Here is a 16,700-nt window from a genome sequence, read left to right as displayed (position 1 = left end):
ACCATTTAAAATTTTAGGTTGGTAATAAAATATTAATTTAGCCGACCGCATATATTTTTGGGAAAAAGCATATCAATAGTAAGTATGGGACAGAACTTTGAATTATCAACTAATTTAAAGAAGTATTTTGGATTCGAGAATTTTAAGGGAAATCAAGAACCAGTAATTCAAAATATCTTAAGTGGTAACGACACGTTTGTACTAATGCCTACAGGTGGTGGCAAATCACTTTGTTACCAACTACCAGCCATGATGCTGGAAGGAACAGCCATTATTATCTCCCCACTAATTGCCTTGATGAAAAACCAGGTTGATGCTATGAGAAATTTTGGGGAAGATGATGGAGTTGCCCACTTTATGAACTCATCACTTTCGAAATCTGCCACACTAAAGGTAAAGGAGGATGTAATTGAAGGCCGAACCAAACTTCTATACGTTGCACCAGAATCTCTTACCAAAGAGAGTAATATAGAATTTCTTAAAAATATTAAGATATCTTTTTACGCTGTTGACGAAGCTCACTGTATCTCTGAATGGGGACACGATTTTCGTCCAGAATATCGTAAAATCAGACCTATAGTTGAGGAAATTGGGAAAGCTCCAATAATCGCATTAACTGCAACTGCAACTCCAAAAGTTCAGCACGACATCCAAAAGAATTTAGGAATGTTAGATGCCTTGGTTTTTAAATCATCATTTAATAGGCCAAATTTATACTACGAAGTACTTCCTAAGGTAAATGCCACCAAAGAAATTATAAAATTCATTCGTGCTAATACAGGTAAATCAGGTATCATTTACTGTCTAAGCAGAAAGAAAGTTGAAGAACTTGCCGAAACTTTACAGGTTAATGGTATTAATGCAGTTCCTTATCATGCAGGTATGGATTCTGCAACCCGATCTGGTAATCAGGACAAATTCCTAATGGAAGATATCGATGTTGTAGTCGCCACAATCGCATTTGGAATGGGAATTGATAAGCCCGATGTGCGCTTTGTGATACACTACGACATTCCTAAAAGTTTGGAAGGTTATTATCAGGAAACCGGACGTGCCGGAAGAGATGGTGGCGAAGGACATTGCCTTACTTTCTATAGTTATAAAGATATTCAGAAACTTGAAAAATTCATGCAAGGCAAACCTATTGCTGAGCAAGAAATTGGGAAGCAGCTTCTTTTAGAAACTGTTTCGTATGCCGAATCTGCAGTTTGTAGACGTACCGTCCTACTTCACTACTTTGGTGAAACACATTCGGAAGAAAATTGTGGAAGTTGTGATAATTGCCTACATCCTAAAAAAGAATTCCAGGGTGAAGAATATGTTGTTAAAGCTCTCAATGTTGTAAAAACAGTAAAAGAACGATTCAAGATAGATCACCTTGTCAATATTCTCACTGGTGAATCAAACTCTTCAACCAAATCGTACAAACATGACGATTTAGAAATTTTTGGTTGTGGAAAAGATAAAGATCAGCACTTTTGGAATATGGTTTTCCGCCGTGCATTAATCAACATGTTCATTGAAAAAGACATTGAACAATACGGCGTTATCAAGATTAAAAAAGAAGGACATAATTTCTTAGCTAATCCAGTTCCTTTTATGCTTACTGATGATCATGACTTTAATGGAATTGACACAGAGGCCACTAAAGCTGCAGGAACTGCTGCTGTTGATGATGCATTGCTTTCAATGTTGAAAGATTTGAGAAGAAAAGTAGCTAAGACAAAGGAGGTGCCACCATATGTGGTTTTTCAAGATCCATCTTTGGAGGAAATGGCGATTCATTACCCAATAAATATTGAGGAATTATCCCATATTCAGGGTGTAGGAGCAGGGAAGGCTAAGCGATTTGGAAAAGATTTTGTGAGCCTAATTGGGAAGCATGTTGAAGAAAATGGAATTGAAAGGCCTCAGGATATGGTAGTTCGTTCTGTTGTTGATAAGTCAAAATTTAAGGTTTATATCATCCAGAGTATCGATCGAAAGATGGATTTGGAAGACATTGCCGAAGCAAAAGGAATGGAATTTTCTGATCTGTTAAGAGAGATGGAGGCAATTGTTTATTCTGGTACTAAGTTGAGTTTAGAGTATTATGTCGAAGAAAAAATAGACGAGGATCGTCAGGATGAAATTTTGGAATATTTCGATGAGGCTGAAACAGATAGTATTGAAGAAGCTCTCGATGAATTAGGAGAGGAAGACTATACTGAAGGAGATATTCGTTTGATGCGGATTTTGTATCATTCAGAAAATGGATTGTAGATTAATCAGATCATATAAATAACAAAGGCTACTCATTTGAGTAGCCTTTGTTATTTTATAATTACAGAGCGTTTGAACTCTTTGGTATCATCGAAAAGTTTACGATAGGTGTGATGAGTTTTGTATATTTTGGCTCCAACGTGTTCCATTAAATGGCTCATTCTAGGGTTGAAATCACCAATCCAGTTCATTTCTAGGTTCAAGAATGGAAAACTTGCCTTTCTGCCAGATTTTGAAAATTCATAAATCATGGCTGCCTCAATTCCTCTTTTTTGAAATTCAGGAACAACACCGAAAATTAAACCAATTGCATTTTTATTTTTCTGAATGTGTTTGTAGTATAAGAAGCGCATTTTAGCGTATAAATTCATTTTCCCATTCAGATGTTGTAATAGCTCATTTAAGTCTGGTAACATGATGAAAAAACCAATTGCTTGTTCTTTATAGTAAGCAAACCACATTAGCTGTTCATGCATAATTGGCTTTAAAGAATCGAAGAGCTCTTTGGTTTGTTCGATTGTTATGCCTTCGATACCTGGAATTTCCTTAACCCAAGCTTCGTTGTAAATTTGCACAAAATCTTTAACTAGCTTGTCCGAATTATTTTTGTTGAAATGAACAACCTTGTAATCTGGGTTGTTTAAAAGACGATTTGCTTTCCACTGAATAATTTCGCTTAAACTTTCTATTTCAAATTTAGCACGATAGGTGTATTGTTTAAAATAGATTTGAAAACCATACGATTCAAAAAACTCTTGATAATAATCAAGGTGGTATGGCATGCAATACAAAGGCTTGTGATCACCATCAACATGAAGTCCCCACCATTGGTGTCGCTCTCCAAAGTTGATTGGTCCATCCATTGCCTCAATATTTTTCTTCTCGAGCCATTGCTTGCAGGTATCGAAGAGTAGATATGCCGCTTTTTTATCGTTAATGCATTCAAAAAATCCTAACCCACCAGTAGGCTGTTCGTTTACATCTTTTGATTTGTGATCAATAAAGGCTGCAATACGTCCAATGGTTTGTTTGTTTTTATCTTGAAGAATCCATCTGGTGCATTCTCCATGTTCAAACATTTTATTTTTCTTAGGATCAAACACTTTTTCAATGTCAGAATCCAATGGGCGAATCCAGTTTTTTTTCTTCTGGTAAAGTCTTACGGGAAGTTCAATGAACTCCTTAACTGTTTGGGCATCGCAAACCTCTATTATTTTAAATTCGATACTCATAACAATCTTAAGCCTTAGCTGGTTTTGTGTATTTTCTGTTGGCAATTGGAAGTGCAATTATTGAAAGTGCACCTAATATGAGAATCATTCCTGTTTGTGCGCCATGAACTACTAATGCGAAACTTTTCGACATTGTTTCAATGTTTGCAACTTCAGGAAGGTATACCAATAAGGTTCCGATTACCATAAAATGCCAAGCTCCAATTCCACCTTGAACAGGTGCAACCATTCCAAAACTTCCCATCACGAAAACCGTTAGTCCTGCAATTGCCGGAAGGTTAGAGGTAAAACCAAAGCTGAAAAAACAGATGTAGGTCATCAGGTAATACATGATCCATATGAACACAGTATGCCAAACAAAGGCCCATTTGTTTTCAAGCTTTTTAATTGCTCTAAATCCATCGGCGAAGTTTTTTAGTGTTGCGTCGATTTTTTTAAATACAATTGTGTCTCTAAATTTCTTTCTGAGTATCCAGATAATTAAGGAAACTGAAATGATGAAATAAAGAGTATAGGAAGAAGCAAAAACGTTTGATAGGTTTTCGCTTACACGCGGATTTTGAGTAAAGAAATCAGCAATGATAGAAAATTGGGTTGATAAGGCAATGAGAAGAAATATCAATAACATGATAATATCTAAAACACGTTCTAAAACAACTGTTCCGACTAGTTTAGAGAAGGAAATATCTTCGTATTTGCTAATTAAGCCACATCTTGATATTTCTCCCATCCGAGGAAGAAATAAGTTTGCGAAATATCCGATCATTACAGCCAGAAAAGTGTTTACAGTTCTGGGTTTTTTGCCAAGAGATTCAATCAGTAAATTCCATCGAATAGTTCTGCTGATATGACTTAATAATCCAAAAAATAAGGATAGTAAAATCCAATAATAATTAACTTGTGTTTTCAGAGTTGTTAGTAGTTCTGAAAAGTTTTGTCCTTTATAGGTCCACCAAAATAAAAACGAACTAATCGAAAAGAAGATTAAAAATTTTATGATATGAACGAGCTTTTTCTTCAATTTTAATATTTTTAAAGTTAGAAATTGGAACTAATTTCTAACGAAGTTTAAATTTTTCGGCAGCGAAACGATAGGTTTCAAGTATTAAGTTCTAAATTTGCCGAGCGATAATGAGCTACAAAAATAAGTAAATGTTTGAAATCTCCTTTGAAAAGCTTCTGTTTTTAATGTTTGTTAACTTGAGGTGCTAGTAAAAGAAGTAATAATATAGAAGGATATGGGACAAGTTAGAGCAAAGAAAAATTTAGGACAACATTTTCTTAAAGATTTAAATATCGCAAAGAAAATTGTTGACAGCTTGAATGGAGATAAGGTAAACAAAGTATTAGAAGTTGGTCCTGGAATGGGCGTGCTAACACAATACCTTTTACCCAATACCAATTTCGAAACACATGTTGTGGAAATTGACACTGAATCCGTAGCCTACCTAAAAGAGAACTATCCCGAACTTGATGGTCGAATTATTGGAGAGGATTTTCTACGATTCGATTTATCCAAATTATTTAATGAACCTTTTTCAGTTATTGGGAATTTCCCATACAATATTTCTTCACAAATTTTCTTCAGAGTTCTTGATTTTAGAGATCAAATACCTGAGGTTGTCTGTATGATACAAAAGGAAGTTGCCGAACGTATGGCTGCAAAACCTGGCTGCAAGGCTTATGGCATTTTAAGCGTACTTATGCAAGCTTTCTACGATATCGATTATCTTTTCACGGTTGGAGAAAAAGTTTTCGATCCACCACCCAAGGTTAAGTCTGCTGTAATAAGAATGAGTCGTAACACTACAATGAATTTGAATTGTGACGAAAAATTTTTCATTCGAGTCGTTAAAACAGGTTTTAACCAACGACGTAAAACGCTAAGAAATTCTCTTAAAAGCATTCTTGGTGACGCAAAACTGGACGATGAAATCATGGCACAAAGACCAGAGCAATTATCTGTCCAAGAATTTGTAGAATTAACAAATAAAATTGAAGAATTGATTAATTCAGAATTAAGAGAATAAAAACACACTCAAAAAATAAGATGTTATGCAATTTGAATTAACACGCGAATACATCGATGATCTTAAACTAATTATTGAGGAACAAAATGAAGCGGAGGCAATTGCTTTAATGGATGAATTGCATCCGGCCGATATTGCGGAAATTTACGATGAACTTGGCATTGAAGAAGCTAAATTTCTGTATTTACTTTTAGATGGGGATATTGCGGCTGATGTTTTAGCAGAACTGGAAGATGATGATCGAGACAGATTTTTAAAAGCTCTTCCAGTTGAGGTTATTGCAAAAAAATTCATCGACCATATGGATTCTGATGATGCTGCCGACCTAATTGGTGGCTTATCCGATGACAAACAGGAGGAAATCCTTTCACAAATCGAAGATGTTGAAACCGCCGGGGATATTGTAGATCTTCTTCATTACGATGAAGATACTGCCGGTGGTCTAATGGGAAAAGAGTTGGTTATAGTCAATGAAAACTGGACTGTTCTAACCTGCCTCCGTGAATTGAGTCGTCAAGCTGAAGATATTGATGAGATTTATTACGTTTATGTCGTTGATGATGACAACAAACTCATTGGAACTCTCTCTCTCAAAAAGATGATTTTGAGTCCAACTTCTGCCAAGATTATTAATATATTCGAACCAGATGCCATGTCTGTTCATACTGATGAACCAGCGGAAGAAGTATCTCTTATTATGGAGAAATACGACCTCGTAGCACTTCCTGTAGTGGATAGTATTGGTCGACTTATGGGACGCATTACCATTGATGATGTTGTTGATGTCATTCGTGATGAAGCAGAAAAAGATTACCAGATGGCATCAGGTATCTCTGAAGATATTGAGGCGAATGACTCCATTTGGCTACAAACCCGAGCCCGTTTACCATGGTTGCTGATTGGTTTGGCAGGTGGTATTTTAGCGGCAATGGTCATTTCTATTCATGAAAATGGATTAGCAGATAATGCCAAACTTGCCTTCTTCATACCTCTAATCACAGCAATGGCAGGTAATGTTGGAGTACAATCATCTGCAATTATTGTGCAAGGTATTGCTAGTAATTCTTTAGGAATTGAGAGTACATTTAGTCGTTTGATGCGTGAATTGGGAGGAGCTATCATTAACGGTCTAACATGTTCTTCTTTATTATTTTTATGCAACTATTTTTTCTACGCTGATTCGTTCGCACTAACCATCTCCGTTTCTGTAGCATTATTTGCCGTAATTATATTTGCAGCAATCGCAGGAACTCTAATTCCTTTAATGTTGAACAGAATGAAAATTGATCCGGCATTAGCTACAGGACCTTTTATTACAACATTGAACGATATTGTTGGTCTTCTAATTTATCTTGCCATTGGAGTCTATTTTTATAGTGCTTTTTAGAATGCAAAAAGGTGTTTGAATGAAATTTAAGGAGTTGAGATGAGAAAAGAAAGTCGCATTTTATTGTAAACAATTCCCTATATTATGATTTTGGAAAAAAGATGAATAAAAATCTTTTTTTGAGGACGTATTTTTTTAGGTTTTTCTTAACTTTGCATGAGGTTTTTGAGATTGATGTAAGTTGTTGTAATTGAATTATTTGCAAGATTGAGGAGCCGAGATTATTTTTCGAAGGAAAAATTAATTGATACCATTTTATAAAATTACCCCAAAAAACGAATCATGAAAAGAGCTCTAATCAGTGTATTTGATAAGACAAATGTTGTTGAATTTGCTAGAGAACTAGACAAACTAGGATGGGAAATTATTTCTACTGGTGGTACTTCTGCAAAATTTAAGGCTGAGGGAATTCCAGTTATGGATATTTCAGACTTAACTCAATTTCCAGAATGTTTTGATGGACGTTTAAAAACAATTCATCCACATGTTGAAGGTGGTATACTTGCAATTCGTGATAACGAAATGCATCAGAAACAAATGAAAGAGTTGGGAATCGATCCAATCGATATCGTTGTTTGTAACCTTTATCCTTTTAAGGAAACTGTTTTGAATCCGAAATCAAGCCATGAAGATATTGTTGAAAATATTGACATAGGTGGACCAACAATGCTTAGAGCTGCTGCAAAAAACTACAATTTTGTTTCTGTTATTACAGATCCTAAAGATTACGATACTGTTATTGCAGAACTTAAAGAAAAAGGCGAAACTAGTTTCGAAACTAAAGAGTACTTAGCAGCTAAAGTATTTCAACATACTGCACACTACGATGCTTTAATTTCAAACTATTTCAACACTAAACTGGATATTAAATCTCCGGATACGATCACTTTAACTTACGAGAAGAAGCAAGATTTAAGATATGGTGAAAACCCACATCAGCAAGCTAGTTTCTATGCTCAAATTAAAGAAACTGAAGGAACACTTACTGCAGCAAACAAGCTTCATGGTAAGGAACTTTCATACAACAATATTGGTGACACCGATGGTGCTCTTGAAACATTAAAAGAATACAGCGAGCCGACTATTGTTGCAGCTAAGCATGCTAATCCGTGTGGAATTGGTAGTGCCGAAACTATCGCTGAAGCATTTAAGAAAGCTTATGAGGCTGATCCTGTTTCAATCTTCGGAGGTATTGTTGCTTCAAACCGTGAGATTGATGCTGCAACAGCTGAAATTATGAACAAAATCTTCTTAGAAGTTATTGTTGCTCCATCATTCAGTGCTGAAGCACTTGAGATATTAACCAAGAAAAAGAATGTAAGATTATTGGAGCTTCCGGAAATCTTAAAAACCGGATATTCAACCTTTAAAGCACGTACTGTGCTGGGAGGATTATTAATCCAGGAACAAGATCAGAAATTAATTAAGGATGAGTTGAAAGTTGTAACAGAACGTCAGCCATCAGAAAAAGAAATGGAAGATTTAATGTTTGCTTGGAAAGCAGTGAAACATGCTAAATCGAATGGTATTGCAATTGCTAAGGACAAGACTACAACTGGTGTTGGGCCAGGACAAGTTAGTCGCATTTGGGCTTTAGAAAATGCAATTCGTCAAGGTGGCGAAAACATCAAAGGAAGTGCTATGGCATCAGATGCCTTTTTCCCTTTCGGCGATTGTGTTGAAGCTGCAAACGAAGCAGGAATTACAGCAATCATTCAACCTGGAGGTTCAATTCGCGATCAGGAATCTATCGACTTAGCCAATAAATATGGTATTGCGATGGTGTTTACTGGAATGCGTCACTTTAAACATTAAAATAAGATAACAGAGAAATATAACGACTATATGGGATTTTTTTCATTCATGACACAGGAAATTGCCATCGACCTGGGAACGGCAAACACAATCATCATTTGCGATGATAAGATTGTGGTTGACGAGCCTTCGATTGTGGCATTAGACCGACGCACCGAGAAGATGGTAGCTATTGGCGAGAAAGCACGCCAAATGCAAGGTAAAACTCACGATAATCTTCGTACAATCCGTCCGCTACGCGATGGTGTAATTGCAGACTTTAATGCTGCCGAACAAATGATTCGTGGGATGATCAAAATGATCAACAAAAAACCACGTCTGTTTCCTCCTTCGTTAAGAATGGTAATATGTATTCCATCGGGTAGTACCGAGGTTGAAATGCGTGCCGTTCGTGACTCATCGGAACATGCCGGAGGTAGAGATGTTTACATGATTTATGAGCCAATGGCTGCTGCTATTGGTATTGGAATCGATGTTGAAGCCCCTGAAGGAAACATGGTCGTGGATATAGGAGGTGGTACAACTGAAATTGCGGTTATCTCACTTGGAGGTATTGTTACGAATAAATCTATTCGTATTGCTGGTGATGATTTAACTGCTGATATTCAAGAATACATGCGTCATCAACACAATATCAAAATTGGTGAGCGTACAGCTGAAGATATCAAGATTCATGTTGGGTCTGCACTTTCTGAATTAGAAGAACCACCAACTGATTTCCGTGTTCAAGGACCAAATCAGATGACAGCTCTTCCAATTGAGATTCCTGTTTCATATCAGGAGATTGCACATTGTCTGGAAAAATCGATCTCTAAAATTGAGATTGCAATTCTAAGCGCATTGGAGCAAACACCTCCTGAATTGTACGCAGATATTGTAAACCGTGGAATTTACCTAGCTGGTGGTGGTGCGCTACTTCGTGGCCTAGATAAGCGTTTGATGAACAAACTAAATATTCCATTCCATATTGCTGAAGATCCTTTGAGAGCTGTTGCAAGAGGAACAGGTGTTGCTCTTAAAAATGTGAATAATTTCTCATTCCTAATGAGATAATCAGGAATGAAACTTATTTTGGTTTAACAGGGATTCGAATTTTTGAATGAAGAATTTATTACATTTCATCGTAAGATTTCATTTTACGATCTTGTTTGTTGTAATTGAAATTTTTTGCTTGTTATTGTTGGTTAGCTACAATAATTATCAAAAAACAGAATTCCTGAACTCCAGTAATGTTGTTACTGGGTCCATTTATGATCGGGTTTCTTCTACAACCGATTATTTGGCTTTGGCCGAAACCAATGAACAATTAAATAGAGAAAATACAAAATTGAAAAATATTTTGGCTGAATCGTTTAAGGTTTCAGTCGATTCTTCACATCTCTATAATGATTCACTGTATCAGCAACAGTACATCTATCGTACAGCTAAAATCATCAATAACTCCGTTAATAAGCAGCTAAATTACATTACGCTTAACAAAGGGAAAATACATGGTATTAAGCCCGAAATGGCTGTTGTTACCGATAATGGAGTTGTAGGGGTAATCAATAGTGTTTCTGACAATTTTTCAACAGCAATTTCTTTGTTAAACAGTCGAATTAGAGTATCAGCTAAAATTAAGAAGAACAATTATTTTGGTTCTCTTACCTGGGATGGTAAAAACTATAAAACGGCTCGCCTATATGAAATTCCATTTCACGTGCAAATTCAGGTAGGTGATACCATTGTAACAAGTGGTTATTCGTCTATTTTTCCTGAAGGGATATTGTTGGGAACAGTTCAAAAGGTTTTACCCGAATCTGGCGGAAATTTTCATGATGTAGTTATTGATCTTTCCAATGATTTTAAAGGAATATCTTACGTTAAAGTGATTGGTGACTTGATGAAAACAGAACGTATTCAATTGGAGAAAGGAGAAGTCAAATGAATCAAATCTTAAAAAATACATTACGATTTGTGATACTTGTCTTTATTCAAGTAGCTATTTTAAACAATATTCAAATAAGTGGTTTTATTAACCCTTATGTATATGTTCTTTTTATTCTTTTGCTACCTTTCGAAACACCGAACTGGGTTTTGTTGGTGCTGTCTTTTTTCTTAGGCTTAAGCGTCGATATTTTTTCGAATACATTAGGAATGCATGCATCTGCAAGTGTTTTTATGGCTTACTTACGTCCTTATGTCTTAAACTATTTATCGGTAAGGGATGGATACGAACAGGGAACTAGACCTGGCGTTTTTCATTATGGATTTGCTTGGTTCTTTAAATATTGCATTGCATTGGTTTTAGCACATCATAGTTTTTTGTTTTTTATTGAGGTATTTTCTTTCTCGAATTTAAGTGAAACTATTATTAGAATCATTTTTAGTGCCTTTTTTACCTTAACTTTATTGGTGACATCTCAGTTCTTAATGTTCAAGAAATAGATTAATAACATCCTAAAATGAATAATTTTTCAAACCGAAAGTATATTATTGGGGGAATATTCATTCTTGTAGTTCTCATCTTTATTATTCGTCTGTTTAATCTTCAAATATCAGATGATACTTACAAACAATCAGCCGAAAACAATTCTCAAAGGCATGTTACCCAATATCCTGCTCGCGGATTGATCTATGATCGAAATGGCAAATTAATAGTTTACAATCAAGCTGCTTACGATTTGATGTTAATTCCTCGTCAATTAAGTGATTTTGACACTCTAGATTTTTGTTCTTTATTGGATATTGAAAAGAAAGATTTAATTAAAAAAATAGAGAAAGCTAAAAACTATTCTAGCCGGAAAGCTTCTATTTTCTTAAAGCAATTGTCTTCGGAACGATATGCCGTTCTTCAAGAGAAATTATACAAGTTCCCTGGTTTTTTCGTTCAGACAAGAACTTTACGAAAATATCCAATGAAAAATGCAGCTCATGCATTAGGTTATCTTGGAGAAGTAAATAATCAAGAAATTAAAAGAGATAAATATTTTCGCCAAGGAGATTACATTGGGAAAAGTGGAATTGAGGGAACATTTGAAAGAGATCTTAGAGGAGAAAAAGGCGTAAAAATTAATTGGGTTGATGTTTACAACCGTTCTCAAGGTTCGTATAAAGGAGGAAAGTTTGACAAGAAGCCTGTTTCTGGAAAAAATATTTACACAACTTTAGATATTGATTTGCAAGAATATGGTGAGCAATTAATGCAAAATAAAAAAGGTGGAATTGTTGCAATTGAACCTGCTAGCGGAGAAATTTTAGCAAAAATATCAAGTCCGACCTACGATCCTAGTATGTTTGTTGGTAGAGCCATGAATAAGAATTACAGAAGCTTGGTTCAAAACGATTCATTAAAGCCTCTATACGATAGGGCAATGCAGGCAAGTTATCCTCCAGGTTCAATTTTTAAGCTTGTAAATGCCTTAATAGGCTTGCAAGAAAAAGTGATTAGTCCATCTACAAAATTCGAATGCTATAGTGGTTATCACATTGGAAATTTTACAATGGGCTGTCATGCTCACAAATCACCATTAGATCTTCGTAATTCCATTATGCATTCGTGTAATGCCTACTATGCAAATGTGTTTAGATATATATTAGAGAGTCCAAAGTTTGGTTCCGTTCAGAAAGGTTATGAAGCTTGGAGAAAACATGTAACCTCATTTGGTTTAGGAAGTGTTTTGGGTACAGATTTGCCCTATGAAAGATCGGGTGATGTTCCTACCAACAAGACTTATCAAGAAAAATACAAAAGAAAAAATTGGCGTGCTTTAAATGTAATTTCTTTGTCTATTGGGCAAGGGGAATTGATGATAACACCAATGCAAATGGCGAATATGGTTGCAGCAATAGCCAATCGCGGCTATTATTACGTTCCCCATATCGTAAAATCAGTTGGTAATGATGGAGCCATAGATGAAAAGTATTTAGAAAAGAAGCATACTAGTATCGATTCAGTAAATTTTGATCCTGTAATTGAAGGTATGGATTTGGTTGTTCATGGTGGAGAAGGTAGTACCGGTCGTTCTTCAGCAATAAAAGATATTCGCGTATGTGGAAAAACGGGAACCGTACAAAATCCTCATGGAGATGATCACTCTGTATATGTAGCATTTGCTCCTAAAGACGATCCAAAGATTGCCATTGTTGTTTATGTTGAGAATGGTGTATGGGGTGCCAGATACGGAGCACCTATTTCAGGTTTAATGATTGAAAAATATCTTAAAGGTGAAATCTCCGAGAATAAAAAATACCTTGAGAAACGAATGTTGGAAGCTGATTTAATCAGTGCAAAGAAACCCAAGAAAAATACTGCAAACTAGAAAACGGAATATAGAATGACCAGAAGAGTAAGCTTAATAAAGAATTTAGATTGGTGGACAATATTCATGTATGTTCTGCTGGTTTTTTTAGGGTGGATAAATATATATGCAGCAGTTTACAACGAAGATCATCAGAGTATTTTCGATGCTACTCAACGCTACGGTAAGCAATTGATATGGATTGGAGCTGCATTTTTTTTGGCCATTGTTATTCTGATTATTGAAGGAAAGTTTTTTTCAGCTTTTGCTTATCCTACTTATCTCACCATGATTTTTCTCTTAATTGCCGTTTTACTATTTGGTAGAGAGGTAAATGGTGCTCGATCTTGGTTTCAACTAGGGCCAGTTCGCTTTCAGCCTGCTGAATTCGCAAAGTTTGCAACCTGTTTAGCTATATCTCGTTACATAAGTCAGTTTAATTTCAAAATTCACAAGTTTAAATCGCTTGTGATTTCGGGCATCATATTATTTACGCCAGCAGTTTTAATTATATTTCAAAATGATGCTGGATCTGCTCTGGTTTATACCGTTTTCATACTAGTTTTATACCGAGAAGGTTTATCTGGAATTGTTTTATTTCTTGGGTTTTTAGCCATTGTTTTGTTTGTTTTTACACTAGTAATGGCTAAGTTGTATGTGCTACTTTTCATGATTGCCGGCTCTTTTTTATGCCTAAAATTTATGGGGGTAAGTTGGAGAAATGTTCTTTTTGGCTTGGCTACAATATCTATTGGTTATGGACTTGTATGGGGGATTTCCTACTTGTTTAAAATGGAATTATCAGCCTATATTATTTTGTTAATGTCTATCGTTTTAAATACAATTCCATTTTTATACTACATCTATAAAAATCGCCTTAAGAATGCAATTTGGGTTTTTGCAATTGCAATTGGAAGTATCTTTTATACTTTCTCTGTAAGCTATATTTTTGATAATATTTTGGAGGCTCATCAGAGAACACGAATAAATGAATTGTTGGGTGTCGAATCGGATCCTTATGGAGCAGGATATAATGTAGCTCAATCAAAAATAGCGATTGGTTCTGGTGGTTTTGCGGGGAAAGGATTCTTGAATGGTACGCAAACAAAATTTAAATTCGTACCTGAGCAAAGTACAGATTTTATTTTCTGTACGGTAGGTGAGGAATGGGGATTTATAGGCTCTAGTGTAGTTTTATTTCTTCTGCTCTTGTTAATAATTAGACTTTTGTTTTTAGCAGAACGACAGCGATCACCCTTTAGTAGAATTTACGGATATGGTGTTGCCTGTATTTTATTTTTCCATCTGGCTATAAATGTTGGTATGACCATTGGCTTAGCGCCTGTAATTGGAATTCCATTGCCATTCTTTAGTTATGGAGGATCTTCTTTATGGTCTTTTACAATTTTGTTGTTTATTTTCCTTCGTTTAGATGCCAACCGTATGGAGTTGCTACGTTAATTAAGTGTTCGTTACGAACGTATTCAATTAAATCCTTCATGAAGAGATTAAATTCGTTTTCAAATTCATCATATTCATTTGTTAGCGTTTCAATTGCGTAATCCGATTCGTTTGGAAGGCTTGTGTGTTTGGCCATTATTTGCAATGCGGTTTGCAATCCATCAAGACTTGCATAACTTTCCATTCTTCTGCTCTGAATCATGAATGGTAGAAAAAGTTTTACTCGATTAGGGAGTGTTAAGTAATTTCTGATTAACACTTCATGAGATAAATTAACAAAACTCGAAATTGTTTCGCTGTGGTAAGAATTCCAGTTTTTTGCCAAGAAATGATCATAAATCATATCAACAACAACTCCAGAATATCTCCTGTACCCTTTTTTAAGCCTTTTTGAGCTATTTAATGTTATTGGATGATGATCTGTGAAATGATCTATGTTTCGATGAAGTAAAATACCTTTTTGAACTTCCGAGTGGTAGTTTTGGTACTTACGACCTTTTATATAGTCTCCAATAAAATTCCCCAACTTTATTTTCTCCGACTCTCCAGAAAGATATTGATGTGCTAAAAAGTTCATGTTTCATTTTCTATTTTATCGAAAGTAGCCAATATATCAGAATTGTAAACTGTGTTTTGTTTCTTTTTTGTTGATGTCTTTACGAATGAAGTTTAATTAATTGGCATAACTAAATAAGTTAAGACTCTTTTCTGAGAATGTCAATTTTTAAAGTCGTGTTAAGCAACAGTCAGTGTTTGAGTGATTTATCTGTTTAAAAATTAGCTGTTTTGTGTTAATGTTCATAATTTATGTAATCATACCTAATACTAATTTTTAACTAAAGAAAAAGAAGTTATGACTAAAAGGAAGGTAATTATCATTGGTGCAGCAGGTCGTGATTTTCACAACTTCAACACCTATTTCAGAAACAATCAGGATTATAAGGTTATAGCTTTTACAGCTGCTCAAATTCCCGACATTGATGGACGTAAGTATCCTGCGGAACTTGCAGGAGGACTTTATCCGGATGGTATTTCAATTTATGCGGAGGAGGAATTAACTGAACTGATTAAAATGCACGAAATTGATGATTGTGTTTTTTCATATTCAGATGTATCGTATCAGAAAGTGATGAATATGAGTGCTATTGTTAATGCTGCAGGTGCCAATTTTAAACTATTGGGGCCAGAAGATACCATGATTCGAAGCCATAAGCCTGTAATTGCAGTGGTAGCAACCCGAACAGGGTGTGGAAAATCTCAAACATCACGTAAGGTAATCGAGGAATTAATGGAAAGAGGGTTGCGAGTTATTGCGATTCGTCACCCTATGCCTTATGGCGATCTGGTTGCACAAAAAGTACAACGTTTTGCAACAGTAGAAGATTTAAAGAAGCATAAATGCACCATTGAAGAAATGGAAGAGTATGAACCACATGTGAGTCGTGGGAATATCATATATGCAGGAGTTGACTATGAGGCTATCGTTCGAGCAGCTGAAAATGATCCGGCAGGTTGCGATGTTATTCTTTGGGATGGTGGAAATAATGATTTCTCATTCTACAAGCCTGATTTAACTATTACAGTAGCAGATCCACACAGACCAGGAGCTGAGTTGTCGTATTATCCAGGTGAGGTGAATTTACGTATGGCCGATGTTGTTATTATCAACAAGATGGATTCTGCATCACCTGAGGGAATTCAAACTGTACGTGAAAGTATAGCTAAAGTAAATGATCATGCAGTTGTTGTAGATGGCGCTTCTCCAATATTAGTTGATAAACCTGAAATTATTAAGGGAAAGCGTGTTTTAATTGTAGAAGATGGGCCAACTTTAACCCATGGTGAAATGAAAATAGGAGCAGGAACTGTAGCAGCTCGAAAATTTGGTGCTATTGATGAGGTTGATGCTCGTCCATATTTGGTAGGAAAATTAAAAGAGACCTTCGAGATTTATCCAAATATTGGAAGTATTCTTCCAGCTATGGGATATTCCGATCAGCAATTGAAAGATTTGGAAGCAACGATTAATGCTTCTGATTGTGATTCTGTTATTATTGGAACGCCAATCGATTTGAATCGAATTTTAAAGATCAATAAGCCAACAACTCGTGTTTATTATGATTTGGAAGAAATAGGCTATCCAAAATTATCTCATATTATCAATCAGTTTATAAAAAAGCATCATCTTACTGAAGAGATGGCTTAAATAGGTGGATTACGTTAAAAGTGAAAA

General features: G+C 35.5%; 13 protein-coding genes. 10 read left to right on the top strand and 3 right to left on the bottom strand.

The window, feature by feature from the left end; translation table 11 throughout:
* Nucleotides 1-84 precede the first annotated feature (84 nt).
* Nucleotides 85-2,262, top strand: coding sequence for a DNA helicase RecQ (gene recQ / locus L3049_RS09895; protein ID WP_275109646.1), 2,178 nt, complete (start codon nucleotides 85-87; stop codon nucleotides 2,260-2,262).
* 50 nt (nucleotides 2,263-2,312) lie between these two features.
* Here the strand turns inward: recQ and L3049_RS09890 are convergent, their stop codons facing one another.
* Together L3049_RS09890 and L3049_RS09885 are read right to left on the bottom strand one after the other, a co-directional pair.
* Entirely contained in the window at nucleotides 2,313-3,494 is a 1,182-nt protein-coding gene (locus L3049_RS09890; protein ID WP_275109645.1) for a hypothetical protein, read from the bottom strand.
* Between the two features lie 7 nt (nucleotides 3,495-3,501).
* Entirely contained in the window at nucleotides 3,502-4,515 is a 1,014-nt protein-coding gene (locus L3049_RS09885; protein WP_275109644.1) for a lysylphosphatidylglycerol synthase transmembrane domain-containing protein, read from the bottom strand.
* Between the two features lie 217 nt (nucleotides 4,516-4,732).
* On the opposite strand from L3049_RS09885, the gene rsmA reads away from it, so the two are divergent.
* The 8 genes from rsmA (at nucleotide 4,733) to rodA (ending at nucleotide 14,467) form a co-directional block, all read left to right on the top strand.
* On the top strand, nucleotides 4,733-5,524 hold the full coding sequence (gene rsmA, locus L3049_RS09880) for a 16S rRNA (adenine(1518)-N(6)/adenine(1519)-N(6))-dimethyltransferase RsmA (RefSeq protein WP_275109643.1): 792 nt from the start codon (nucleotides 4,733-4,735) through the stop codon (nucleotides 5,522-5,524).
* 25 nt (nucleotides 5,525-5,549) lie between these two features.
* Nucleotides 5,550-6,911 (top strand): magnesium transporter, encoded by a 1,362-nt coding sequence (gene mgtE, locus L3049_RS09875; RefSeq protein WP_275109642.1) that lies wholly within the window; start codon nucleotides 5,550-5,552, stop codon nucleotides 6,909-6,911.
* 282 nt (nucleotides 6,912-7,193) lie between these two features.
* Entirely contained in the window at nucleotides 7,194-8,726 is a 1,533-nt protein-coding gene (gene purH, locus L3049_RS09870; protein WP_275109641.1) for a bifunctional phosphoribosylaminoimidazolecarboxamide formyltransferase/IMP cyclohydrolase, read from the top strand.
* Between the two features lie 30 nt (nucleotides 8,727-8,756).
* Nucleotides 8,757-9,779, top strand: coding sequence for a rod shape-determining protein (locus tag L3049_RS09865; protein WP_275109640.1), 1,023 nt, complete (start codon nucleotides 8,757-8,759; stop codon nucleotides 9,777-9,779).
* 46 nt (nucleotides 9,780-9,825) lie between these two features.
* Nucleotides 9,826-10,653, top strand: a complete 828-nt coding sequence (gene mreC / locus L3049_RS09860; RefSeq protein WP_275109639.1) for a rod shape-determining protein MreC — start codon at nucleotides 9,826-9,828, stop codon at nucleotides 10,651-10,653.
* On the top strand, nucleotides 10,650-11,153 hold the full coding sequence (gene mreD, locus L3049_RS09855; RefSeq protein ID WP_275109638.1) for a rod shape-determining protein MreD: 504 nt from the start codon (nucleotides 10,650-10,652) through the stop codon (nucleotides 11,151-11,153). Before mreC ends, mreD begins: the two co-directional genes overlap by 4 nt.
* A 17-nt stretch (nucleotides 11,154-11,170) precedes the next feature.
* Nucleotides 11,171-13,027: a penicillin-binding protein 2 gene (gene mrdA, locus L3049_RS09850; RefSeq protein ID WP_275109637.1), complete on the top strand. Its 1,857-nt coding sequence runs from the start codon at nucleotides 11,171-11,173 to the stop codon at nucleotides 13,025-13,027.
* A 15-nt stretch (nucleotides 13,028-13,042) separates the two neighbouring features.
* Nucleotides 13,043-14,467, top strand: a complete 1,425-nt coding sequence (gene rodA / locus L3049_RS09845) for a rod shape-determining protein RodA (protein WP_275109636.1) — start codon at nucleotides 13,043-13,045, stop codon at nucleotides 14,465-14,467.
* On the opposite strand, the gene L3049_RS09840 is transcribed toward rodA, so the two are convergent.
* Nucleotides 14,421-15,044: an acyl carrier protein phosphodiesterase gene (locus L3049_RS09840; RefSeq protein ID WP_275109635.1), complete on the bottom strand. Its 624-nt coding sequence runs from the start codon at nucleotides 15,042-15,044 to the stop codon at nucleotides 14,421-14,423. The two genes, rodA and L3049_RS09840, sit on opposite strands and share 47 nt — an antisense overlap.
* Nucleotides 15,045-15,320: 276 nt before the next feature.
* Between L3049_RS09840 and L3049_RS09835 the strand changes: the two genes are divergently transcribed.
* Nucleotides 15,321-16,673 carry a cyclic 2,3-diphosphoglycerate synthase gene (locus tag L3049_RS09835; protein WP_275109634.1) on the top strand — a complete coding sequence of 451 codons (1,353 nt, stop codon included), beginning with the start codon at nucleotides 15,321-15,323 and terminating at the stop codon, nucleotides 16,671-16,673.
* Nucleotides 16,674-16,700 lie beyond the last annotated feature (27 nt).

The organism is Labilibaculum sp. DW002, from assembly GCF_029029525.1.
Lineage (GTDB): Bacteria > Bacteroidota > Bacteroidia > Bacteroidales > Marinifilaceae > Paralabilibaculum > Paralabilibaculum antarcticum.
Note: the sequence above shows the minus strand (reverse complement) of the source record. Positions and strands in the feature narration are given on the sequence as shown.

Bases quoted from the DNA above. Each gene is read 5' to 3' on its own strand.
- rsmA (WP_275109643.1), top strand. From the start codon at position 4,733: ATGGGACAAGTTAGAGCAAAGAAAAATTTAGGACAACATTTTCTTAAA.
- mrdA (WP_275109637.1), top strand. From the start codon at position 11,171: ATGAATAATTTTTCAAACCGAAAGTATATTATTGGGGGAATATTCATT.
- L3049_RS09865 (WP_275109640.1), top strand. From the start codon at position 8,757: ATGGGATTTTTTTCATTCATGACACAGGAAATTGCCATCGACCTGGGA.
- mreC (WP_275109639.1), top strand. From the start codon at position 9,826: ATGAAGAATTTATTACATTTCATCGTAAGATTTCATTTTACGATCTTG.
- mreD (WP_275109638.1), top strand. From the start codon at position 10,650: ATGAATCAAATCTTAAAAAATACATTACGATTTGTGATACTTGTCTTT.
- mgtE (WP_275109642.1), top strand. From the start codon at position 5,550: ATGCAATTTGAATTAACACGCGAATACATCGATGATCTTAAACTAATT.
- L3049_RS09840 (WP_275109635.1), bottom strand. From the start codon at position 15,044: ATGAACTTTTTAGCACATCAATATCTTTCTGGAGAGTCGGAGAAAATA.
- rodA (WP_275109636.1), top strand. From the start codon at position 13,043: ATGACCAGAAGAGTAAGCTTAATAAAGAATTTAGATTGGTGGACAATA.
- recQ (WP_275109646.1), top strand. From the start codon at position 85: ATGGGACAGAACTTTGAATTATCAACTAATTTAAAGAAGTATTTTGGA.
- L3049_RS09835 (WP_275109634.1), top strand. From the start codon at position 15,321: ATGACTAAAAGGAAGGTAATTATCATTGGTGCAGCAGGTCGTGATTTT.
- L3049_RS09890 (WP_275109645.1), bottom strand. From the start codon at position 3,494: ATGAGTATCGAATTTAAAATAATAGAGGTTTGCGATGCCCAAACAGTT.
- purH (WP_275109641.1), top strand. From the start codon at position 7,194: ATGAAAAGAGCTCTAATCAGTGTATTTGATAAGACAAATGTTGTTGAA.